The 23,129-nt window shown below is 60.1% G+C and carries 19 protein-coding genes and 2 pseudogenes; 10 read left to right on the top strand and 11 right to left on the bottom strand.

Going from position 1 to position 23,129, the window contains the following annotated elements; translation table 11 throughout:
* Nucleotides 1-58 precede the first annotated feature (58 nt).
* Nucleotides 59-556 (top strand): hypothetical protein, encoded by a 498-nt coding sequence (locus ACJQWM_RS10125; RefSeq protein WP_332707330.1) that lies wholly within the window; start codon nt 59-61, stop codon nt 554-556.
* 299 nt (nt 557-855) lie between these two features.
* Here the strand turns inward: ACJQWM_RS10125 and ACJQWM_RS10130 are convergent, their stop codons facing one another.
* The 3 genes and pseudogenes from ACJQWM_RS10130 to ubiK form a co-directional block, all read right to left on the bottom strand.
* On the bottom strand, nt 856-2,712 hold the full coding sequence (locus tag ACJQWM_RS10130; protein ID WP_332707327.1) for a recombinase family protein: 1,857 nt from the start codon (nt 2,710-2,712) through the stop codon (nt 856-858).
* 38 nt (nt 2,713-2,750) lie between these two features.
* Nucleotides 2,751-2,855: pseudogene (locus tag ACJQWM_RS10135) on the bottom strand (magnesium chelatase domain-containing protein); the annotation flags it as partial.
* 9 nt (nt 2,856-2,864) lie between these two features.
* Nucleotides 2,865-3,167: a ubiquinone biosynthesis accessory factor UbiK gene (gene ubiK, locus ACJQWM_RS10140; protein ID WP_332707324.1), complete on the bottom strand. Its 303-nt coding sequence runs from the start codon at nt 3,165-3,167 to the stop codon at nt 2,865-2,867.
* A gap of 227 nt (nt 3,168-3,394) precedes the next feature.
* On the opposite strand from ubiK, the gene ACJQWM_RS10145 reads away from it, so the two are divergent.
* Nucleotides 3,395-3,733, top strand: a complete 339-nt coding sequence (locus tag ACJQWM_RS10145; protein WP_332707321.1) for a P-II family nitrogen regulator — start codon at nt 3,395-3,397, stop codon at nt 3,731-3,733.
* A 200-nt stretch (nt 3,734-3,933) separates the two neighbouring features.
* Here the strand turns inward: ACJQWM_RS10145 and speE are convergent, their stop codons facing one another.
* Complete coding sequence (speE, locus tag ACJQWM_RS10150) at nt 3,934-4,782, bottom strand: polyamine aminopropyltransferase (RefSeq protein WP_332707318.1); 849 nt, start codon at nt 4,780-4,782, stop codon at nt 3,934-3,936.
* Nucleotides 4,783-5,035: 253 nt separating this feature from the next.
* On the opposite strand from speE, the gene speA reads away from it, so the two are divergent.
* Both speA and ACJQWM_RS10160 read left to right on the top strand, forming a co-directional pair.
* Nucleotides 5,036-6,934, top strand: coding sequence for an arginine decarboxylase (gene speA, locus ACJQWM_RS10155; RefSeq protein ID WP_332707315.1), 1,899 nt, complete (start codon nt 5,036-5,038; stop codon nt 6,932-6,934).
* Nucleotides 6,935-7,213: 279 nt separating this feature from the next.
* Entirely contained in the window at nt 7,214-8,092 is an 879-nt protein-coding gene (locus tag ACJQWM_RS10160) for an NAD(P)-dependent oxidoreductase (protein ID WP_502361723.1), read from the top strand.
* A gap of 89 nt (nt 8,093-8,181) precedes the next feature.
* On the opposite strand, the gene ACJQWM_RS10165 is transcribed toward ACJQWM_RS10160, so the two are convergent.
* The 4 genes and pseudogenes from ACJQWM_RS10165 to ACJQWM_RS10180 form a co-directional block, all read right to left on the bottom strand.
* Nucleotides 8,182-8,595: a hypothetical protein gene (locus ACJQWM_RS10165; RefSeq protein ID WP_332707309.1), complete on the bottom strand. Its 414-nt coding sequence runs from the start codon at nt 8,593-8,595 to the stop codon at nt 8,182-8,184.
* Nucleotides 8,596-8,786: 191 nt separating this feature from the next.
* Nucleotides 8,787-9,533 carry an SPOR domain-containing protein gene (locus ACJQWM_RS10170; RefSeq protein WP_332707306.1) on the bottom strand — a complete coding sequence of 249 codons (747 nt, stop codon included), beginning with the start codon at nt 9,531-9,533 and terminating at the stop codon, nt 8,787-8,789.
* Nucleotides 9,533-11,221, bottom strand: a complete 1,689-nt coding sequence (gene argS / locus ACJQWM_RS10175; protein ID WP_332707303.1) for an arginine--tRNA ligase — start codon at nt 11,219-11,221, stop codon at nt 9,533-9,535. The genes ACJQWM_RS10170 and argS overlap by 1 nt, the downstream gene beginning before the upstream one ends.
* A 147-nt stretch (nt 11,222-11,368) precedes the next feature.
* Nucleotides 11,369-11,527, bottom strand: a pseudogene (locus ACJQWM_RS10180) (JAB domain-containing protein); the annotation flags it as partial.
* 61 nt (nt 11,528-11,588) lie between these two features.
* On the opposite strand from ACJQWM_RS10180, the gene ACJQWM_RS10185 reads away from it, so the two are divergent.
* From ACJQWM_RS10185 to ACJQWM_RS10210, 6 genes are all read left to right on the top strand, one after another.
* Entirely contained in the window at nt 11,589-12,731 is a 1,143-nt protein-coding gene (locus ACJQWM_RS10185; RefSeq protein WP_332707852.1) for a tyrosine-type recombinase/integrase, read from the top strand.
* 1,621 nt (nt 12,732-14,352) lie between these two features.
* Nucleotides 14,353-16,182: a hypothetical protein gene (locus ACJQWM_RS10190; protein WP_332707850.1), complete on the top strand. Its 1,830-nt coding sequence runs from the start codon at nt 14,353-14,355 to the stop codon at nt 16,180-16,182.
* Nucleotides 16,175-16,588 carry a hypothetical protein gene (locus ACJQWM_RS10195; protein WP_330969837.1) on the top strand — a complete coding sequence of 138 codons (414 nt, stop codon included), beginning with the start codon at nt 16,175-16,177 and terminating at the stop codon, nt 16,586-16,588. Before ACJQWM_RS10190 ends, ACJQWM_RS10195 begins: the two co-directional genes overlap by 8 nt.
* Before the next feature lie 113 nt (nt 16,589-16,701).
* Nucleotides 16,702-17,100, top strand: a complete 399-nt coding sequence (locus tag ACJQWM_RS10200) for a hypothetical protein (protein ID WP_330969838.1) — start codon at nt 16,702-16,704, stop codon at nt 17,098-17,100.
* A 319-nt stretch (nt 17,101-17,419) separates the two neighbouring features.
* Nucleotides 17,420-17,623, top strand: coding sequence for a hypothetical protein (locus ACJQWM_RS10205; RefSeq protein WP_330969839.1), 204 nt, complete (start codon nt 17,420-17,422; stop codon nt 17,621-17,623).
* Nucleotides 17,624-17,685: 62 nt separating this feature from the next.
* Nucleotides 17,686-18,090, top strand: coding sequence for a PDZ domain-containing protein (locus tag ACJQWM_RS10210; protein WP_330969840.1), 405 nt, complete (start codon nt 17,686-17,688; stop codon nt 18,088-18,090).
* A gap of 218 nt (nt 18,091-18,308) precedes the next feature.
* Here ACJQWM_RS10210 and ACJQWM_RS10215 read toward each other — a convergent pair whose 3' ends face one another.
* Genes ACJQWM_RS10215 through ACJQWM_RS10225 form a run of 3 tightly spaced genes read right to left on the bottom strand, consistent with a single transcriptional unit; the run spans nt 18,309 to nt 23,127 of the window.
* Nucleotides 18,309-19,538 (bottom strand): phosphoribosyltransferase family protein, encoded by a 1,230-nt coding sequence (locus ACJQWM_RS10215; protein WP_330969841.1) that lies wholly within the window; start codon nt 19,536-19,538, stop codon nt 18,309-18,311.
* Nucleotides 19,535-20,473, bottom strand: a complete 939-nt coding sequence (locus ACJQWM_RS10220; protein ID WP_330969842.1) for a DNA-processing protein DprA — start codon at nt 20,471-20,473, stop codon at nt 19,535-19,537. Before ACJQWM_RS10220 ends, ACJQWM_RS10215 begins: the two co-directional genes overlap by 4 nt.
* 5 nt (nt 20,474-20,478) lie before the next feature.
* A complete protein-coding gene (locus ACJQWM_RS10225; RefSeq protein WP_332706272.1) occupies nt 20,479-23,127 on the bottom strand; it encodes a DEAD/DEAH box helicase in 2,649 nt (882 codons plus the stop codon).
* Between the last annotated feature and the right edge of the window lie 2 nt (nt 23,128-23,129).

Raw genomic sequence — 23,129 nt, forward strand, 5'->3', positions numbered from 1 at the left:
GGCGGATAAGCGGCTCCGCCAGATAAATACAGGACCACCGTGAACCTGGTCCTGTCTTATGTCGACGTTTTCAGCCGAAAATCTCCAAGCCGCCTACCTGCAATGGCTATCTGAACCAGACGTCGAAGACGCTGTCGCCGGGACGATCACGTTCAAGCGAACCTTCAACGGGCGCCCTATTTCCGAAAAAGCCGCTGCTGACGCTGTCCGCGTGTTCGGACGCATGCTTCAGTGCCATGCCTACGGAAACCGATTCAAGAAGGGCAAGGCATGGTTGACGTTCATCGCCGTCAACGAAGGTGGTCGCGAACCCGGACAAAAACATCCGCATGTGCACTTCTTTCTTGAGGTGCCCGAAGGTTGGTCCACCGACGGCTGGATGGAAGTTGTTAGAAAAAAAATCGATAAGATTGAATGTTTCGGCTCAGAAAATTGTGTGGTAAAGCCAGTAGTTGATGGCGGATGGCTCGATTACATGTTTAAGCGAAGCGATAAGAACTGCTACGCAGATGCGCTCGATATCATCAGTTTGTGGACCAAGAGCCGGTCCAACTAAGGTCGTACCGAGGGTCTTCCTTAGCTCAACCACAGGGCGCTGATGGCGCCTTGATGGCGGAGCTTTGCCAAAAAGAAACGGAAACAAACAATGAAAAGAAGAGATCCGAACATCAGCCGTCTGCTCAGAGACGCGCAAGCCAAACTGAAAGGGACGAGTCGCGCACAAGGGATCGAAGCGAAGGTGCAGCAATTAGTTCTGCTAGCTGACGGGCTGATCCAATTAGTCGATGCGCTTTCAACGGCACAGACAAGTCCCAGTCGATGAGAAGCCGGCTGTTACAGGAGGCGACTAAACACCTACGTCGCTTCGAAGCGCGAAAGCCGCTTCATACGTTGGAGCCGCTTGTCTGAACCAAGCTTCAGACGTCGCATATTCAGCCCTCGAACGATTTGATGCTCGTCGTTTCGGAATCTAATGCTCGCTTCGAACCCAAAGTCATTGAGGTACTGCTCCAGCTCGTCGGCTTGAACGTGGGGTAGCAAGGTGTCCCAGCCCTCTTCCGTTGGGTCGCGGGACAACACTGCTTCGACGTCCCGTCGAAGCACGATCGTCTGAATCATTCGTTGCAACTCGCCGGCAAGTGCCCGCCGCGAGCGGGCGCGCTTCTCAGGGTCCTCCACATCGATCGCCGCCCTCAATTCTTCCAAGATAATTTTTCGCTTTTTGGGGTCGATGACTAGCAAGTCCTCGATCTCGGCATCGAGAAGCTGGATTTGTTGTTTAAGCCGATCCTGATTGCGCTCGAGGTCTCGAAGAAGAGACAGGGTACTTGTGGGCATCGGTCCGCTATCTGAGAGCATCGCTTGATTTAGATTGCCGATCTTCTTATCGATTGCTTCGAGATCGTTACGTGCGTTCTCCCGGTCGGTTTTCCTGCCACGTAGCTTCGTCGAAATAGCTTCTCCGCCAATCAGCTTCTCAATGTCCAAGTAGTCGAGGCTAGAGAGGATAACCTGCTCCACAGGCTCGTAGCGGAATGCTCTAGTTTCACAGCCGCCACGAGAGACCGCTACCGAGCACTTCAAATATTTGCTGTCTTTAGTCTTGCCGCCCTTATCTAGGTAGCGCATCGTGGATCGACATGCAGCGCAATGCACCAAACCGGTGAAAAGGTTGGCAAATGTCCGCCCCTTGCGTCCTTTGCCTCCGTTGCGGCGGCGATCTGCCGCCAGTTGTGCCTCGCGGAAGACTTCAGGACGTATTACTTGAGGGTAATAGCCTTGAATTGGTTCGCCGACTGGCATGCGGAGTTTCTTCTTGTCGGGCGAGATTTCTGTCTTGTGAAGCTGGAATTCGCCGAGCACGGACCGATTGGTGAGGATTTTCTTTATGTATGAGTCGCGCCAGATCGGCTTTTCCTTGTTCTTGGCTCGAAGGCTGGTCTGCCGGGTGATACCCCAAGCCTTTTCGTTCCGCTCGTTTAGCAATCGGGCAGTTGAATAGATGCCATAGCCATTACAGGCGAGCTCGAAAATCTCTTCAACGACGGCGGCGCGCTCGGGGATTGCCTCAATGACACCTGCTGCTCTGTTTACGCGGAGCCAGGCGGGCACCGTTGCAGTCAGGATTTTTCCTTCGCTAACGAGCGTCTTTCTCTTTTGGCTCCACGCCGCGGAAAGCAGGTTCGACTTGCGAGCTGATTCACCGTGAGCCCGCATCATTGAGCCAAGTGCCACAAATAGCTTGTATTGGTTTTCTGCAAAATCTGCAGCGGAGTAGCGCATGCCGTCGTCTAACGTGATCACGACGACACCACGCATGATGATCTCAGTGAATGTCGCCATCGCCGCCAGTGGCGTCTGCCGAGTCAATCGATCCATTGATTCCACGATCAGGTAGCTGCCGAGTGGAACCAGATTGTTCGAGAGAGCGTTCAGGAATCGCCCAAGAGCGCCCTGCTCGTTGTCTCCCCGGAAGGCGGACTTGCCAATGTCGTCGTAGTTCTCGACGAGTTCCAGGTTGTTGTCTGCTACATACTGCTCGGTCCGATCGTACTGACGCCTAAGGGAGTCGCCTTGAAGCTGCTCCTTGGTAGACATGCGTACGTACGAGTACGCCTTGACGACGGACTTACGCGGAAGGGTGACCTCTGACATTGGGGTGCCGTTGGAGGCAGGGAAGTTGGAAGCGCCGTTGGTTCCTGTCTCGTCCACTGGATCCAGCTCGTCATGGCGCGGAATTTATTACTATACAACAGGGACATCCGCGGAACGCCGCCGGCCAGATACACCTCGACCCGTACTTCGGGCGCGCGCACGCCCGACCGTGCACGGCTGTGCACGAGCGCCAGATTCATGGCGGCGACTCAGTGGTGCGGTGCGGAGGACGGCGGGTGCGCCGCCGGCGCGGCGCCGAGCTGCGCTTCCAGCGTGGCCACCGCGCGCTGGAGCTCGTCAAGCTTCTCGCGCGTGCGCAGCAGCACCGCGCGCTGCACCTCGAACTCCTCGCGCGTGACCAGGTCGAGCTTGCCCAGCCCGGTCTGCAGCACCGACTTGAAATTCTGCTGCAGCTCGTCGCGCAGCTCGCGCGAGGACTCCCCGCGCAGCCCCGGCGGCACCAGGCTGCTGAGGCGGCGGGCGAGGTCGTCGATGTGGCTGAGATCGATCATCTGGATGGCTCCTCCGGCAGTGCGTGCAGCTTGGCGGGCCCACCGTGGTGATGCCGTCAGCGCGGGCCGCGCTGCGCTGTCGGAAAAATCTGACGCGGGGACTCCGGGCCGGAACTCTGACGCGTGGTGCGGCACTCTACCGCAGGCATCATGGCGAGGGGTCGCGCGTTATCCTGCCGCCGCGGAGCATGCAGACGCCCAGTGTCGAAACACCAGGAGAAAGCCGGATGAAGATGGTCATGGCGGTGATCAAGCCGTTCAAGCTCGACGACGTGCGCGAGGCGCTGGCCGAGGCCGGCGTGGCCGGCATCACCGCCACCGAGGTCAAGGGCTTCGGGCGCCAGAAGGGCCACACCGAGCTGTACCGCGGCGCCGAGTACGTGGTCGACTTCCTGCCCAAGATCAAGCTGGAAGTGGCGATCACCGATGATCAGGCCGACACCGTGGTCGAGGCGATCATGAAGGCCGCCGGCACCGGCAAGATCGGCGACGGCAAGATCTTCGTCTGGGACCTGGAGCGTGCGGTGCGGATCCGCACCGGCGAGCTGGATGGGGATGCGTTGTAGGTTTGCCCCCTCTCCCGTTTGCGGGAGAGGGTTGGGGTGAGGGCGCGCGACAGTGCGATAGGGGCAAAACGGCCCAGTCGAGCGGTGTGCTGTGTAGCTTCGTCGCATGTGCCGTTTCGCGTGCCCTCATCCGCCCTTCGGGCACCTTCTCCCGCAAACGGGAGAAGGGGACATGCTGCAGGGTCAAGGCGTCCTGGGCCTTACTCGCCCAGCGCCTCGGCCACGAACGGCGGTGCCACCAGCGCGCCGCGATGGATGTCGGCGCTGTAGTACCTGGTCTTGAAGCTCTTCGCGCGAGCCTCGTCGTCGCGGAAATCGAAGCCGCCGCCTTTTTTGGCCAGGGTGCAGCTCCACCAGCCGGTCGGGTAGCACGGTTGCGGGAACGGCAGCGTCTTGAACGCGGCGAAGCCGGCCTTGCCCATTTCGCCGCGCATCTGCTGGATCAGCTCCAGCAGCACCAGCGGCGATTCGGACTGCTGCACCAGGATGCCGTCGTCCCTGAGCGCGCGGAAGCAGCTCTCGTAGAACGCGCGGTTGAACAGTCCCTCGGCCGGCCCGACCGGGTCGGTCGAGTCGACGATGACCACGTCGAGGCTGCCGGGCGCGCAGTTCTTCATATAGGCGATGCCGTCGTCGAACAGCAGCTGCGCGCGCGGGTCGTCGTTGGACTCGCACAGTTCGGGGAAATACTTCTCGGCCATGCGCGTGACCTGCTCGTCGATGTCGCACTGCACCGCCTGCTCGACGCCGGGATGCTTGAGCACCTCGCGCAGCGTGCCGCAGTCGCCGCCGCCGATGATCACGACGTTCTTCGGTGCGCCATGGGTGAACAGCGCCGGGTGCGACATCATCTCGTGGTAGAGGAAGTTGTCGCGCGTGGTCAGCATCATCGCGCCATCGATCAGCATCAGGTTGCCCCAGTCGGTGCTCTGGAAGATCTCGATCTTCTGGAACGCCGACTGCACCTCGTCGAGCTTGCGGGTGATGCGGAAGCCGATCGCCGAACCGGAGGTGTCGAAGTTCTCGTAGTGCCACGTCGTGTCGGTCATCGTTGTGTCCTGTTTTTGCTCGTCATCCCGCGCAGGCGGGGACCGGAGGCTTCGTCGCGAAGTGCCGTTCAAACGAAACGCGTGTCCGCAAACCTAAGTCACTGGGTTCCCGCGTTCGCGGGAATGACGGTCTCGGGAAGGGCCGCGAATTGTAGCGAACGCCAGCGTAAGGCCCCGTGCATCCGTGCGATGACAGCCGCGTTGCGGGCCGGGCGCTAGAATGCGCGTCCCTCACGTCCGTGGTTGCAAGCCGATGTCCGACTGGTCGCCCGATCAGGCCCGCAAGACCTACTCGATCCCGCACTGGAGCGAGGGTTATTTTGATGTCGACGCGGCCGGGCGGATCACGATCCGGCCCCAAGGCGACCAGGGCCCCACCGTGGCGTTGCCGGACATCGTCGATGCGGCGCGTGCCAATGGCGCGCGGCTGCCGATGCTGGTGCGCTTCCCGGACATCCTCGGCGACCGCCTCGGCAAGTTGCAGGGTGCATTCGCGCAGGCGATGAGCGAGGCGGAGTACCCCGGCGGCTACACCGCGGTCTATCCGATCAAGGTCAACCAGCACCAGGGCGTGGCCGGCACCCTGGCATCGCATGCCGGCGAAGGCTTCGGCCTGGAAGCGGGCAGCAAGCCGGAACTGATGGCGGTGCTCGCGCTGAGCCGGCCGGGCGGGTTGATCGTCTGCAACGGCTACAAGGATCGCGAGTACATCCGGCTGGCATTGATCGGGCGCAAGCTCGGGCTGGAGACCTTCATCGTCATCGAGAAGCCCTCCGAGCTGCCGCTGGTGATGGAGGAGGCGAAGAAACTCGGGGTGACGCCCGGCCTCGGCGTGCGCATGCGGCTGGCTTCGCTGGGCGCCGGCAAGTGGCAGAACAGCGGTGGCGACACGGCCAAGTTCGGACTCAGCCCGCGCCAGGTGCTGGACCTGTGGAAACGCCTGCGCGATGCCGGCATGACCGATTGCCTCGGCCTGCTGCATTTCCACATGGGCTCGCAGATCTCCAACGTGCGCGACATCGCCAGCGGCATGCGCGAGGCGACGCGCTATTTCGTCGAGCTGTCGGTGCTCGGCGCCAAGGTGCGTTACATGGACGTCGGCGGCGGCCTCGGGATCGACTACGAGGGCACCCGCTCGCGCAGCTACTACTCGATCAACTACGGCGTGAAGCAGTACGCGCTCAACATCGTGCAGCCACTCAGCGAAGCCTGCACCGAATACGGCCTGACCCCGCCGCGCGTGGTCACCGAGTGCGGCCGCGCGATGACCGCGCACCATGCGGTGCTGGTGGCCAACGTGGCCGAGGTCGAGCAGGCGCCGGAGGGCCGGGTGCCCGATGCCCACGATGACGAGCCGCCGGTGATCCGCCACCTGCGCGACATCCACGGCGACCTGGACGCGCGCCCGGCGGTCGAGCTGTTCCACGAGGCCCAGCATCACCACGCCGAAGGGCTGGCGGCCTACGCGCTCGGCCAGATCGACCTGACCCACCGCGCGCGGCTGGACGATCTGTTCTACGCGATCGCGCATGCAGTCCGCGCGCGATTGAGTGCGGCCGAGAAGAGCCACCGGCCGGTGCTGGACGAGCTCAACGAGCGCCTGGTCGACAAGTACTTCGTCAACTTCAGCGTGTTCGAGTCGATGCCCGATGTGTGGGCGATCCAGCAGGTGTTCCCGATCGTGCCGATCGAGCGGCTGGACGAGGCGCCGCAGCGGCGCGGCATCATCGCCGACATGACCTGCGATTCGGACGGGCGCATCGACACCTACGTCGAGAGCGAGACGCTCAGCAGCTCGATGCCGATCCATGCGCTCAGGCCCGGCGAGAGCTACCGGCTCGGCTTCTTCCTGGTCGGTGCGTACCAGGAGATCCTCGGCGACATCCACAACCTGTTCGGCGATACCGACGCGGTTGAGGTGCGGGTCGACCGCGATGCCGACGGCGGCTACCGGCTCGTGCAGCAGCGACGCGGCGACACCGCCGACGTGATGCTCGACTACGTCGGCTACGCATTGTCCGACCTGCGCGAGGCGTACCGCGCCAAGGTCGCCGCCGCCAGCCTGCCGGCAGACGAAGCCGATCAGCTCAGCGCCGCGCTGGAGGCAGGCCTGACCGGCTACACCTATCTGGACGATGCGCCGCTGGGATGATGACGAGCTTTTTTTGACGCGGATCAGAGCGAAAAAGGCGGATAAGGCCAACAGAAGAAAGTTCTATCCGCGTTGATCCGCGTCAAAAGCTTCGCGTTCGAGTCCGGTATCAGGGTGCGCCGATATTTGGACGATGCGTCGCAGCGATGCTTGTTGTCTGATGAGCCTGTTTGATGCGGATCAGAGCGAAGAAGGGCGGATAAAAGACGAACAAAGAAAAAGCTCTATCCGCGTTTTTATGCGCGTTGATCCGCGTCAAAAAGCTTTCGCTCGACCGAGATCAGTCCCAAGGAGAGATGTCTCATGAAAGTCGGTTTTATCGGGCTGGGTGCGATGGGTGCGCCGATGGCGCGCCACCTCCATGGCGCCGGGCTGCTGGTCGCGGTCGACAACCGGACCCGGAGCAAGGCCGATGCGTTGGCCACCGAGCTGCGCGTGCGGGCGGTGCGCTCGGCCGACAACTTCGCCGATTGCGACGCGGTGGTGCTGTGCGTGTCGCTGGATGCCGACGTGCTGGAAAACGTCGCCGCGCTCGCGCGGGTGCTGAAAAAGGGTGCACTGGTGGTCGATCACTCGACCGTCTCGGTGCAGACCGCGCGCCGCGCCGCGGCAATGCTTGCCGCCGAGGGAATTGGTTTCCTCGATGCGCCGGTCTCGGGCGGGGTCGAGGGCGCACGCAAGGGCACGTTGTCGGTGATGGTCGGCGGCAAGGCCGATCATCTCGAGCAGGGCAGGCCGCTGCTGCAGGCCTACGCCGCGCGCATCAGCCACATGGGCCAGACCGGCGCCGGCCAGGCGACCAAGGCGGTGAACCAGGTGCTGGTGGCCGGCATCAACGAGGCGGTGTGCGAGGGGCTGGCACTGGCCGAGAAGCTGGGACTGGACGCCGAGCGCCTGGTGCCGACGCTGATGGCCGGCGCGGCCGGCAACTGGTTCCTCGGCAAGCGCGGCGAGACCATGCTGCGCGACGAATTCGCGCCGGGCTTCAAGTGCGGCCACATGCTCAAGGACCTGCGCATCGTGCAGGCGATCGCACGCGAGGCCGGCACGCGCACCGCCACCGTCGAGCAGGCGCTGGCCGACTATGCCGCGCTGGTCGAGCGCGGCCACGGCGACAGCGACACCTCGGCCCTGATCACGCTCAAGCGCGGCGGCTGAAGCGCACGGCGTTTTCGTAGACTGGGCTGACAAGCCCAGCGCTGTTCGGGATGTCGCAAAGCGCTGGGCCTGTCAGCCCAGCCTAGCGGTCAGTCACGCGCCACCTGCAGCCGCCGGTGTGCGGCACGCTCGCCCAACACCGCGCCCAGCCAGGCGGCGGCCAGGGTCAGCACGATCGCCAGTGCGTTGTACTGCAGCATCGCCACGATCGAACGCATTGGCGCGGGCCCGCCCGGTGCGGCGAATGTGCCCAGCACCGCCAGCGTCGCCAGCCACACCGCGGCCATCAGGCCCAGCGCCAGCCAGCGGAATCCCGGCCGGCGCGCGACCCAGCCGCCCGCGCCCATCGCCAGCAGCACGCCCAGGATGTCGGCCAGCGGCAACGGCCCCAGCGCGGTGTCCAGGCCGCGCTCCAGGTCGCTGCCGAACAGATGGACGACCAGCGCGAGCACGATCAGCGTCGCCAGCGCGGCGATGCACCCAAGAAGAATGCGCACGTCCATTGCCGTTCCCGTGCCGATGATGCGGCGAGTCTAGCGCACGGCACGGCGGCGTTTTCGACACGGACCGGCCGCACCAAACGACCATGGCGTGCTCGATCCCGCAAGGCGCATGGGCCCGATTGAGCCTCGTCGCCATCCTCGCAACGGGCGCGCGCGATCGCCCCGTGGCGCGCGTCTGCAGAAGTCGTGCCCTACTGCACCTTGATCGCCATCGCCGGCAGGCCGCCGTTCTCGAGCTTGCGCTTGGCCTCGGCCAGGTCGCTGGCGGTGCCATACGGGCCCATGCGTACGCGATAGACCGTGTTGCCACCGATCTGCGCCGACTCCACCCGCGCGCCCAGCCCGAGCAGGGCGATGCGCGCCTTCAGTTCCTCGGCCTGGCCGGAGGCCTTGAACGCGCCGGCCTGCAGCAGGTAGCGGGTGCCATCGCCGGCAACGGCGCCCGATCCGTCTGGCGCAAGCGCGGCGTCGGCGCTATCGCGCGGGGATGTCGCTGCGGTGTCATCGGCGGACACCGGCCGTGGCAATGCCGCCGCCTCGGCCGGGTCCTGCGACTGGCGGCGCTCCAGCGCCTCCAATCGCTGCGCCTCGGCGCGCTCGGTCGCGGCCAGTTCGGCATCGCTCACCGGCACTTCCCGGCCCGGCAGCAGGGTATAGAAGTCGTACTCGGGGCCGGTCCGGGGCTCGTCGCCGGGCGCGGCGCGGTTGCCCCCGCCCTCGGGGACCACCACGTCGTCGGCGCCGGCGGCGACCGGTGCCGGCCTGGCGTCGGGATTGGGCTGCGGGCGGAAGAAGCCATCGCCCTCGGACTCCAGCAGCCGCGGCGTCACGATCATCAGCACCACCGCCACCAGCGCGCCGAGCACGGCCCAGGCCCAGCCCGGCAGGCCGCCAGTACCGGGATTGCGTCGCGCCTGCGATCTGCCGCGTCGTGCCACTACATCACCTCGGGGGCGCTGACGCCCAGTAGTTCAAGCCCGTTGGCGAGCACCTGGCGGGTCGCCATCGCCAGCACCAGTCGCGCATCGCGGGTGGCGGCGTCCTCGACCAGGAACTGGTGGTCGTTGTAATAGGTCTGGAAGGTCTGCGCCAGTTCCAGCAGGAATGCCGCGACCTGGTGCGGCTCCAGGTGTTCGCCGGCCGCGGCGACCACGTCCGGGTAGCGCAGCAATGTGACCACCAGTTCATGCGCGGCGGCGTCCTCCAGGTCGAGCCGCTGGGCCAGGCCGTGGTCGCGGTCGAAGACCAGGCCGCGTTCATCCATCTGCCGCATCAGGCCGCACATGCGCGCGTGCGCGACCTGCACGTAGTAGACCGGGTTGTCGAGCGACTGGCTGCGCGCCAGGTCGATGTCGAAAGTCAGCTGCGAGTCGGGCTTGCGCGCGACCAGGAACCAGCGCGTGGCATCGCGCCCGGCCTCATCGACCAGGTCGCGCAGGGTCAGGTAACTGCCGGCGCGCTTGGACAGCTTCACTTCCTGGCCGCCGCGCATCACCGTGACCATCTGGTGCAGCACGTACTCCGGCCAGCCCTGCGGGATGCCGGCATCGAGCGCCTGCAGTCCGGCGTGCACGCGGGCCAGGCTGCCGTGGTGGTCGGCGCCCAGTTCGGTGATCGCGCGCTCGTAGCCGCGCTGCCACTTGGACAGGTGGTAGGCGACGTCCGGCACGAAGTAGGTGTAGCTGCCGTCGGACTTGCGCATCACGCGGTCCTTGTCGTCGCCGAAATCGGTGCTGCGCAGCCACAGCGCGCCGCCTTCCTCGAAGGTGTGGCCGTGGGCGACCAGCTCGCGCACGGTCTCCTCGACCTTGCCATCGGTGTACAGCGAGGACTCCAGGAAATACACGTCGAACGCGACCCCGTAGGCGGCAAGGTCGTCGTTCTGCTCGCGGCGCAGCCAGGCCACGGCGAAGCGGCGGATCGCGTCGAGGTCATCGGCGTCGCCGGCCGCGGTAATGGTGTGGCCGTCGGCCTCGACGCTGGCGCCATCCAGATAGGCGCGCGCGACCTCGCTGATGTAGTCGCCGCGATAGCCGTCCTCGGGCCAGTCGGCATCCTCGGGGGTGCGGCCCTGCGCGCGCGCCTGCACCGAGATGGCGAGGTTGTTGATCTGCGCGCCGGCGTCGTTGTAGTAGTACTCGCGCGCCACGTCCCAGCCATTGGCCTGGAGCACGCGTGCGATGCAGTCGCCGATCACCGCGGCGCGGCCGTGGCCGACGTGCAGCGGCCCGGTCGGGTTGGCCGAGATGTACTCGACCCCGGCGCGATGGCCCTGGCCGGACCGGTTGCGCCCGTAGTCCCCGCCCTGCGCGAGGACATTGCCGATTTCGCGCCGCCAGGCGGCCTCGTCGACGTGGAAGTTGACGAACCCGGGCCCGGCGATCTCGACACGCGCGATCTCGGCACTGGCCGGTAGCGCCTCGACCAGCGCCTGCGCGATCGCGCGCGGATTGCTGCGCGCCGGCTTGGCCAGCAGCATGGCCGCGTTGGTCGAGAAATCACCCAGGCCGCGGGCCTTGGGCCGCTCGATCACGAAGTCCGGGATGGCGAGGTCGCCCGGGAGGATGCCGGCGGCCCGCAATGCATCGATGGCCTGCACGACGAGCGCGCGGAGGGTGGCTTTCACAAGGTTCTGCGGAATATTGCGGAACCGCGCATTGTACGCGGGCCCGCTCGCTGTTGTAGGAGCGGCTTCAGCCGCGATCGGACATTCCCATTGCTGGCCCGGACACCCGATCGCGGCTAAAGCCGCTCCTACAGGGGGCATGTGGAGTTACACCCACCCTCGCGCCGCCAGCGAGACCGGCGGGCCGTCGGCGATCACGAAATGGTCGAGCAGGCGCACATCGACCAGGGCCAGCGCCTGTTTCAGGCGCGCGGTGACCGCCCGGTCGGCCGCGCTCGGCTCCGGGTTTCCGCTGGGATGGTTGTGATTTGACGTGTGGGGATCGTTAGCCTCTTATCCGTGAACGACCCACCAGGATGATCTGCTTATGGAATTGATCTGGGCCACTGAAGATCTCCGGCTGGCTGGGATGTCCTACAAGGGTCTTCCGATCCTGTTGGACAAGGACATGGCAAGCGTTGAGCCAGCGAACCGGTTCTTGAGATACCAGCTTGTTCATCGAGGAAGAGTGGCCAGCGTTAAGTCGTGGAAAACGTTTGGACAGCACGTCTACGACTTCTTCTCATTTCTAGAAGCCAACGATCTACGCTGGGACGAGAGGCGAGGTCTCGAAGGGGAAAGCCAACTTGCTGCCTATCGCGACTACTGTTTGCGCATATGTAGGCTAAAGCCAAGAACAATCAATCAACGGCTAGGGACCATCGTTAGGTTCTACGAATACGCCTATCGGCAGAACTGGATCGCTTTTTTACCCTACGAAATGGAAACCGTTGGCCGTGGTCGAGATACGAGCCTGCTCGAGCATCTAACGCCATTCAGAAAGGGGACTAGGTCTGCGGACGTCATGCTTCGCGCGCAACGCCCTGAGGTGAAATACCTTTCTCGCGACCAGCTAAGGCTATTGCTAGCCTCAATACATAACGACACGCACAAGCTTATGGTGCGGATGGGACTTCAAGTCGGTTTGCGGCGGGAAGAAATAGCCACCTTCCCCACAGCTTATATAGCAAAGGCGCGTCAGCGCGCAGGCCGCACGGGAATGATTAAAATTCGGCTCGTGCCGACTGACGGTAATGGGCTGAAAACCAAGGGAAATCGCGAACGCTCTGTGTTCTTTCCTGCGGGACTCGTCGATGATCTATGGGACTACATTGTGCATCAGCGGGCTCAACTGTTGAGGCATTCAGAGTCCGAGCCAAGCCAGCTATTTCTTACATCGCTAGGGACGCCGTGGGCGAATGATGGAAAAGGATTCCTAAGAGTACTTAGAGACATTGGCAACAAAATCAACGTTAGTGTTCACCCACATCTCCTGCGACATACCTACGCAACTTATACATTGGCGGCGCTGCAGACCAAGCGCATCGGGATAGACCCGCTTGTATTTATACAAAGGCAGCTCGGGCATGCATCCATATCGACGACTCTTTGTTATGCGCATATCGCCAGCGAACTTGTCCTAACTGCCGTCACTGCATACGACGATGAAGTTACGGAGTGGAGCAGATGAGCGCTAGACGAAAGAATTTCGTCGTCAGTGAGCTAGCGCCAACTACTGAACAAAAGTGCACAAATGCGGAGTCGACGCTCCCCCTTCTACACGGCAGCACAATCGTAAGATTCCCGCCAAGTCCGTTGCCCTCACGCAAATTCGATTTCGGCCCATTCTATGGGACTGGAGCTGATGAGGTGACATCTGCAATTCAGCACCAAGTCTGTCGCTTCCTTGAAGGCAAAGACCGGCAACTAGAGATCCCTAGCATCATCACAATCTGCCGTTTGGGAGCGCGCTCATTTCTGTCTTTTCTCAGGACTGAAGCGGTTTGGCGCGGAAGATCGGTCGTTCTGACCGATATAGATCGTTCGATGATTAATCGGTACTTGGCATATATTCGGATTGAGAAAGCCAGTCTTTCAGGTCGGCGCAGAACTTACAGCACCGTCAAGTCTGTAATACTATCGCTGAGTGCGCGAGGACTAGTGGAGGGGCGTGCACTATTTCCGGATAACCCTTTTCCTCGAACAAGAGGACAGGGACACTCGGCCAAGGGCTATTCGCCGATGGAGCGGCAGTCAATAGCACGGGCGTTGAGGGAGGCGATAGCTCCGTTATTCCAAGTAGGGTGCGGGGAGCCCTCCAGGCGAATGCTTGTGTACTGCCTGCTTAGCGTGGCATTACGGACTGGTCGCAACCTTTCACCTCTCCTGGATTTGGATGTTGATTGCTTGCGTCCGCATTTTAAAGAGGGCATGAAACTTCTCGTTGTGACAAAGCGTAGAAGTGCAATTGAATCAAGCATCGCTGTTCGAGGTCGCGAGACGGCTGATTCGATTGTTGGTGTGATGCCAAGCACTGTTCGCCTGATACAGCGTGTCACGGAGCTTTCCGAGGCGTATCGAAATGAAGCCCCCGAAGCAATTCGTAACAAGCTATGGTTGTTTCGCTACCGGGGGAAGGTCAGATGTTTAAACCCCTCACATCTAACAGTGCCCGCGCGCGAGCTTTCGGCTCGTTTCCATCTAGTTAACGATGAGGGTGCCTTGCTGAGAGTGAATACTGCGCGGATGCGAAAGACATTCGCAAATCGCGTGTTTGAGATCACCGAAGGAGACCTTCACGCTACGGCCTCAGCAGCGGGGCACACACCGAGCGTCGCAGATGATCATTATCTCGCCCCAGATCGACAATCCGAAAGGAATTGGAGATTCATGGGTGAGATGCTCGCAAGTGAGCTCAATGACGGAAAAGTCGGAAGCGGATCGGAGCCCACGCCAGTGGGTCGTTGCCGTGACAACACGTATGGCGAGTACGCGCCGAAGAGCGGCGCTCACTGCACAAACTTCCTCCGGTGCATGCGATGCCGATCATACGTAGTCACGGCAGAAGATTTGCATAAGCTGTTTAGTTTTTATTGGCTTTTGGTCAGCGAGCGAAAGCAAGTAAGTAGCCGCCAATGGTCGCGTCACTACGGCTCGATTGTCCGAGCAATTGACCGGGACATTGCCGAGAGAGGGGTGACATTGAAGCTCTTCTCTCAATCCGAAGTTGATTCCGCCCGAAAACAGGCGTTGGATCATCCACACCCCTATTGGTCGGAAAGAGGGAGTTTGTTGATGGAGACGTTAGGATAATGAAAGAGTCTCGACAGACCTACGCCCACGAGCTCGAAGAGAGCGAGAGGGCGAGACTTATTGTGAGCGCTGTAGAACTTGAGGGAAGAATGCAGGCGGTCAGCCGCTATCGCGACCCGGTTTGGACTTTGGTGGGAGGGCCCACGAACGTGTCGATGTGCCGTCGCAAACTTGACTTTGGCAACGTGCCGGACTGCTACAGAGAGTCCTTCAAAGCAATTCTATACACGTACCAAAGTGAGGGCAGACGGAACCGTCCATGCCCCGGCGATGCCTTTCTCACGCATGTCTTCATGTGCGCATTACCATTTTTTCGCTATTTGGTTGCAATAGGCGTGAAGAGCCTTGGTAGCGTTACACCCGTAGCTTGCGCGGGCTACGTCAATGCGTGCCGTAAGGAGACTACAAAGCAGGGGAAGCCATTGCAGCCGGGGTCGATACAACTTCGATTTCTGACGGTAGAGATTATTTACGATCTAAGTCAGCGTGGGAGCGATCCGATGCCAACGCATCCGTGGCCCGATTCTTCTGCGCAGATACTTGCGGGCGTCGTGGGGAAGAATTCGAGGGCTCTGGCTGAGGCCAAAACTGCGGTCATTCCAGATAAATTTTTCGTTTCAGCATTTCAAGCCGCCTCCAGGTTGTTGGAGGCAGCTGATGAGTTGCTTCTATTGCGTGACACTTGGGCGGGACTCATCAAAGAGTCGCCTGACGAATACACGTCCGCCACCCGTACGAAATATCTTGCCACACAAGGTTGGCGGCGTGGCGGAGCGCGCGGACTCCAGAACGCCTTGGTGGACCTCCGAACAGCTTGCTACATCGTAATTGCTTCTCTCTCGGGGTGCCGAAACCATGAGCTCGCATATCTTGAGCGCGGCGCAACATACAGCACCGTAAAAGATGGAGAAAGATACTGGTGGATGCGTTCGCGCTCTTCAAAGACTTACGTCGGAGCATGCGAGTGGATGATTCCCGTGGCAGCCGTTAAAGCGATAAGAATTCTGGAGCGCTGGGCCGCCCCCTATCAGGCGGAGCTGCGCCAAACAATTGAAGATCTACGTAACGAAGATCCGTTGAATCCGGTCATCGCGGAGGCAGAACGCCACGTCAACGCGCTGTTTTTGGGCAAGCACAACGGCGGGACGCCCCGTACGATCGACGTTGCGACGTGGAAATATTTGTTTGATGTTTTTGGAAAGAGGCAGGGAATAGAGTGGGAATTCAAAAGTCATCAGTTTCGGCGAACGTTCGCAGTCTACGCTGCGCGCAGTAAGTTTGGAGATCTCAGATACCTAAAGAGCCATTTCAAGCATTGGTCGATGGATATGTCATTAATGTATGCTCTTAATGATCTTCAGGAAACCGATCTTCTTACGGATGTCGCTGGCGAGGTTGAAGATATTCAAACGGAGTTGCTCGATTCATGGATGAGCCCAGGGACGCAACTCGCTGGAAGGGGCGGCAGGAACATAGTGCGATTCCGTGATGCCCATCCAATTCCTCTTTATAAAAGTCAATCCGAGATGGTAAAAAGCATCTCAAAAGGGGTGCATATTCGCAGCAACGGTCACGCATGGTGCACAGCAGACGCGGGATCGGAGTGTGTGGGCAATGGGGGATTGGATCGGTCCCGCTGCTCCGAATGTGTTCACGGTGTAATTGGAGCAGAGCATCTCTCCTTCTATGAAAGGATGAGACAAGAACTCCGCGGGTTGTTAGACCTCGATGACATTGGAGAACCTGGGAAGGCTAGGGTACAAAGAGACTTGGCTAGATGCGAACAAGTCATCTGCGACTTAGGCAAGGGGGGCGCCACAGATGACTGACAAACGGCTTTCTGGGTCGGATCGGCTTCAGCAATTGTTGCTGGCAATTCGCAAGGTCGAATCTGGTCGATCCAAACAGATTGGACCGCAAAAACTATCCATTGCGGCGGTGGCTCGGGAAGCGAATGTAAGCCCCGCACTAATACACAACAGCTACCCCACCGTTGCAGCGCTGATTCGAGAGAAGCAATCTACCAACGGCCAGTCTCGCGCTAGCGCCCGGCTTGAGAAGCTGGAGCTCTACAAGTTGAGAATTCGAGAGCTTCGGGAAGAAGTTCTGGAGACTAGAAGAAAGCTCTCCCAGATTGCTTCCATAAATGAAGTTCTGGTCATCGAGAACGCCCGCCTCATAGCTTGCTTGGATAACCCCGATGTAGTGGTGCTACCTACACCAAGAAGGCGCTAGCCAACGCTAGACATCGGCATGTGCAATAGCGCATGGTGTATGTTTAGAGGCTTGTTTGACGCGGTGACACTGGTGGATTGGCGGCCCAGTATCGCTGAACTAGGGATGGAATGATGCGCGATTATTCAGCTCTCGATGCCGAAGCCCTAATAGCAATTTCCGATCCGATTGACTGGGCCTATACGGTCTTGAACAAGGCAATCGCTCAGTACGATCCATACCCGGAATGGGTAATAGCTATGCAAGAGCGCGTGGAACGGATGGATGCCGCCGCGCTGACTGCGGTTCGCGAAGCCTTGGGAGGAAAAGTACCCGTTGACACCCTTGGCTATGACGGCCACGAACTGTTCTACGATTTCTTTCCGTACGTCGGGCCGCATCCCGAGGCGAATAAATTCTACGCCGCGATGCGCGAGCTCGGCGGAGATGTAAGGCATGAGAAGAGCCGAATGGCGCTCAGTCCGCCAGAGGGTAAGGCGGAAGTTGTCAAAGACTCCGCGGCGGACGAATAGCGATGGAAGCTGTCGTTGAGCGAGTGCTCAACAGCCACCTTTTAGCGGGCTCGCAGCGATACGCTTTCCGGGCGTCTCACCGTTTGCAGGGCAGCGAAGTATCTGAAGCTGGCTGCTACGGCACCCTGGCGCCATCCATCGTGCTGGTCGGCGCGCGCAACGAGGATCCATTGTGGCAGAACCTTGGCGCAGTCGGCTGAAACCTTGACCAGAGTCGTCATCGGGGTAACGTCGGAAATTCGCGCCGGAATGCTTCGCCTAAGAGTCGATCTTGGTAGCGTGATGCAGATCAACATTTTGTCACTACCACGGAGATGCCATGGAGCCCGTCGGCGTCCTGCTGCGCACGCACTTTTCCCTGCATCATGGACAGACGATAGCCTCCGGCGACCTCTTCGCCGGCATCGATCCTCCGCCGGCCAAGCTCATGGAAGGGTGGGACTATCCAACTGCCGTTTCTTGGGCGTGGTGCGATGGGGTTCACTTCCGCGGCTGGGCGTACCACTCCCAAGTGATCAATTAATCAGCAACACCTGCCGGGCATACACTTCCCGATGGGATCAAATGTTCAAGGTGAGCTAACGAATGACTGGATACAACACCAATTTGGCTGCCGAGTTCTATGTGCTATCGACGCTGCATCGTCTTGGTGTGGATGCAAACCTGACGCTAGGCAACAAAAAGTCGGTGGACATTGCGGTCGTCCGGGGCACCGGCGATGCCATCACGGTGGATGTCAAAGGTCTGGCCAAGGCAACGGGTTTCCCCATCGACAATGTGAAGCCAGGGACGCCACGACATTATCTGGTGTTCGTCTGCTACATGGGGACGATCGGTGAGCCGACAGTGCCGCCGCGCAGCTGGATCGTGCCATCCACGGAACTGGAACCTTTTATCTACAACGCACCTGGAGGCCGGCGGCTGGTTGGCGCCGGCACGCTACGCGACAAGGCACTGCGCTACCTCGAAGCATGGCACCTGATCACTTGATGTGACGGATCCTGGGCGAGTCGCACGTCATGGGCCCTCCATCAGCGCCCTTGGTAGAAGCAGACGTTGCGGAACTGGGCGCTGTCCGGATCTTTTAGCCTGGATGAAGCCGCTCTTGCGTCGCTCCATCCACATCAGCTCGCGGATCTCTTGGTCGGCTGTGGTCGCTGTTCCTGGATTGGCTATGGACATGTCTTCGCTACCCGACAGCCCCCTACTTAGCTCCACGACCATGAACTGTATGCATTAAACACCTGCGACAGTTCGTGCGGGGCCTTTCCATCGACTATCCCGGAGTGATAGGAATGCTGGATTGATGACGGCTCTTTACCGATCGAATTTGCTTGGTATGGCTTGATTCTAGGCGCTGCTGCTAGTTCCCAGTAGGACGTATTGATAGTTCGCAACCAAGTAAAAAGCCTAGCTTCGCCCCCCGCCGCTTCGATGTAGGCACGGGCAGACTCCAAGCTGCGACCTGAAGTGCAGATGTCGTCAACGACCAGCACAACCTTATCCCGAAGATTGATCGCACCTTTGTTCGGGGCAGCCGCAAAGTTTTTATGTGGATGCTGGTTTAGCTGTATCGACTGAATTTGGTTAACGAATGTTCGCTGGGCGGCCTTGATGGGCTGGCTTTTAGCGGCAGATGTGTGGCGAATTAACAGGTCATGGTAAAAACTCATGCGAAGGCACTTGCCTAAGCGCATCAGTGCCGCCTGCAGACTGTCATCGCTGGGAGTTGCCGCCGACGCACTGTGCCCCGGGTACGTGCAGATATATTTCACCCCAATCAACAGGCCGCTAAAATACAGTGTTGAAATTGTGAGATAGAACCAAAATTCCGGATGCCCGTAGCCAAACTTGGCAGCTTGCTTGGCATCCTCGCCAAACAGAGCATAAGCGTCAATCATTGTCGAAAACGGCCCCGCAGAATGATAAATCAGCCCGCCATTATTTAGGGCGAAGAAAAGCGGGTGTTTTCTCATCGCAAACACAAAACAAAAGCGCGCCAGCTCGCTGACGGTCTTCACCGCAAACCCATAGCTTGATAATTGGCCATACCAATCCGCCCGAATATGAAGCAAATTGTTATTGACACCCGCCCGCATATCCTCGTCAGTTCCGCCGAGTAAAATGGTCTCATGCTTTTGCACGCCATACTGGTTCAGCACGGGCACCACAGAATCGGCAAGGCGCCGGGACGGTTTTCCATCCTCGTGCGCACCGTGGGCCGCGATCTTGACCCCGGCCAGTTCTGAAAAGTATTCGTGCAAACTCGTTGTCTTGTTGTAGGTCCACTTTCGATTGGACCACAGAGCAACGTGCACTCCATTTTCGGTCAACTGCTTAGCCAGCTTCGCCAACTGTTTTAGGACAGCCTTGTCCACCTTGTTGTCTTCATTGGCAATGGTTCCAGACACGCTGATCAGCAACAACTTCAGGCTCATGATCCACCCCCAAACAGATCCGTCTGTTGAGCTTTACTGACAACGGATATAGATACAGCTTGACGGACAGACTCCAAAAATTCCTGATGCTGCCGCGGAACCACGAAGGAGGCATCAGCCACTCCGTGATCGGGATGGTTCGGGACACCTTCGACCATCAGGTTCAGCGACGGCCGCCCTAACGCCTTCGCGAAGCGGATTGTATGGGCAGTGCCAGAGCTACGCCGCCATTCGGGGGCAATTACGCAACGCGAAAGCGCAGCCTGAAGGCGGTTGCGCATAACAAAGTTTTGCCCCGTTGGTTCTGAATACGGCATGTATTCGGATAGCAGCAAGCCCCCGCTCTCAACAATGTCATCTGCAAGCCGAATATTGCTCGATGGGTACGGCCTAAGGATTCCGGTCCCAAGGACAGAAATTGTGGGAACACGCAAAACGAGCGCCCATTCGTGGGCCACCGAGTCGATACCCTTTGCCAAGCCGCTGACCACGGGAAGTCCATCCTGGGCCGAAACCGAAACGGCAAACTTGGTTAAAAAATCACCTACAACAGTTGGCGATCGCGTGCCGACGACGGCCACGCTGTCAGCAGACAGTAGGTCAATATTTCCTCGGCAGAACACCCATAACGGACGAGTTTCATGAGGCAGATCAAGGAAGCGAGCCGGGTAGAGTGGGTCGCCATGACAGATCAGATGAACATCAGACGCTCGCAAGTGAGAAATAAGTTTCTCACCAAGATCCATTAGCTTCTCTTCGAGGTTGGTCCTCGAATGACTTTTCAGAGAATCATGGAGAAGCGGATCCAACTCCCCACTAGCAATCTTATATGCGGCTTCCGGGACTCCGCCTAGCTCACGCAGAGTCTTGAAGCCCACACCTTTTATTTGGCTTAGTCCCAAAAATAGCGTGGCGTTCTTATCGTATGAAGGCATGGGTATTAGCGCCCCCTCTGCCCGATCACTGTCAACAGTTGGTCGCGCACATTGCGTCCCTTGTCGTCGGTCTTATGGGCCATCAGGTAGACCCCCTTCCCACCACTATGCTTCGCCCACAGATCGCCGACCATGCGCTTCTCCTTCTCCTGATCGGCAGTGAAGCGATCGGCGCCTTTGTATTCGACCACCAGCAGTCGGCCATCTTTCAGGCGGACCACGAAGTCTGGATAGGTGCGCTGGGTTGCCGTAGGCATCCAGAACTGACTGGGGTGGACTAGGTTGCGCACCCAGAACTCGACCTCATCAAGGAAGTCGATCGCCTGGGCGCACTCAAATTCTTCGGTGATGACGCCCTTGCCCGTCTTCCAATCTAGGTCGCCCGGCACCGGGTAGTAGTGCTTTCGGAAGCGATAGGCGCCCTTGTAATACCAGCGTGCCGGATACATCGACATGTCGGCGGGGTAAGTAAAGGCGTAGTCAGGCTCACCATTGCTGACCAGCTCCAGTCCGTCATGGAACAGCGCCTGCTGGAAGCCCTCCCGGTAGGCACCGCCTTTGGCATGAGCCAACTGTTCGCCGAGCTTCCGCCGAAGGATGAATTGGCCCTTGAGCAGTTGGGCGAGCGAGAAGCCGCGATCATCCATCAGGCTCCTGATTGCCCGTCGCAGCCACTCGCGTTTCACAGGTTGCTTTACCGATGGCTCGCGGATCTCAAGGTCCAGCCACCCGACAAGATCGACCTCGGTGCGGTCCTGGGCAAAGCCCGGCAAATAGGTCGCCACGTCATCCTTGATCTGGTGGAACTGGACGACCTTGTCGCCGAGATAGACCTCGAAGGTCATGCTGTCTTCGTTGAACTTGAACGAGGACAAATCAGGCGGGCTGGCCAGCAGGTCCCAGTCGAAGGTTGCCGACACTGCACCGCGGTCGACGAGCTCAAGCTCACCCTGCTCCAGCGAATATAGGCGCGGGACCTGGAACACGGCGCCGCGCTCGCTGGGTGCCTTGGCGGCTAGCGTTGCTTGTTGGTGGCGCTCGATCGCTTCACCAACTGCGTCCTTCTGCCGTGCCGGCACAGCGGCCACGATGGCCTCAACCGTAGCGACGTCGAGTTCATCGGTAATCTCGACCGTTCCGCCCTTGCCATCCTCATCGGGCGTAAAGAGCACGCGCTCCTTGTCTCGTTCGGGCGCGTTGGTCAGATCCGGTGCCTTAGACAGGGGAATGCGGGTGGTCGGAAGCTCAGGCGGCGTCGCAACGCCCCCCTTCAGGGGCAGCTTTCCGTCATCAGGCTGGTCCTTACGGATTGCAGCCGCGGCCTCCATGGGATTGAATCCGATGTTGATCAGCGACTGGGTAAGCTCGCCCGCCGCCTTGCCGAAACTCTCGGTAATGACGTGGGCGTAGGCCTTATTCATAACCTCCTGCTTCCGGCGGGTGGCATACGGCATCCGCAGCACACGGCCGAGCAATTGCTGGATGTCCTTGTCGCTCTTGACCTGGGCCACGGAGCAGAACACATAGGCAAACGAACAGTCCCAGCCTTCCTTCAATGCTTGTTTGGTGATGATGACTTCGATCGGACAATCCTTGGCGAACAGGTCGATGCCATCGATCTCGCGTTGGTCTCCCGTGGCAATGGCGACCGCCTTCTCGTTGACGCCATCAGTCTCGATCAGGTGCCTCTTGACCTCCTCGACCGTGGCTGCGCCACGGGAGTTCTCAGCCTGGATCAGCAGGATTGGGCGGATGTACTCGGGTTCGTCCAGCGCCGTCTTCGCCAAGGACTTGCGACGGGCCACAGCACTGCTCACTGCCGCCTGCCACTCCCCGTTGTGCTCCTTGAGCACGACTGGGAACTTGATCATGTTCTCAGCCTTGAGCTCGAACGCTGACACGCTGACCAAGACATTCGATGAAGCCACATCGGGAGTGGCCGTGAGCTCGACAACTGCCTTCGGACCCAATCGCTCGTAGACCGTGTAGGACAGCGGAGTGGTGGCGTTATGGGCCTCGTCCATGATGACGAGTGGTCCGTGGAGCTTAAGCAGGTTGGCGAACGATGCCAGGGCCTTGCCGTTCGCGCCTTTCTCCAGATATTCCAATTCCTTGGCGCTGCCACCGAAGTGTGGCTCCAGGTCTTCGTGATACTCGTAGACCTTGCGTCCCTCTTGGTTCTCCACGCGAAGTGCGGCGACGGTGGAGATCACGACACACACTTTGGTGCCAAGGTCCGTGGGTCGGATTTGGGCGAAGTCGACAACATCGAAGATGGCAACCTGACCACCGAACGCATCGTCCAATTCCTGACGATAGGGGTGGCGCGGATCGCGAAAGGCTTCCAGCGTCTGGGCCTTGATCTGGGTGGTGGGAACCATCCACATGACCAGGGGAAACTCGCGCTCCAAGTAAGCGGTGCTCGCCGTTTGGATGATGTGGGCTCCCATCACCGTCTTGCCGCCACCTGTAGGGATTCGCAAGCACACATAGGGCACCGCTGGCTGGTCTGGCATCGGCTTGTAGTCCGCAACCAGACCTTTATCTACGGTGTTGACGAAGGCCTTCTCCGGACCCTCAAGGCGGGCGGCCTCGAAGAAGCGCTCCAAGCTGTCCAAGGCGCGGCGTTGGTAAAGCTTGAGTGCGAGAGACATGG

The sequence above is a fragment of the Novilysobacter longmucuonensis genome, from assembly GCF_046600735.1.
In the GTDB taxonomy this organism is placed as follows: Bacteria; Pseudomonadota; Gammaproteobacteria; order Xanthomonadales; family Xanthomonadaceae; genus Novilysobacter_A; species Novilysobacter_A longmucuonensis.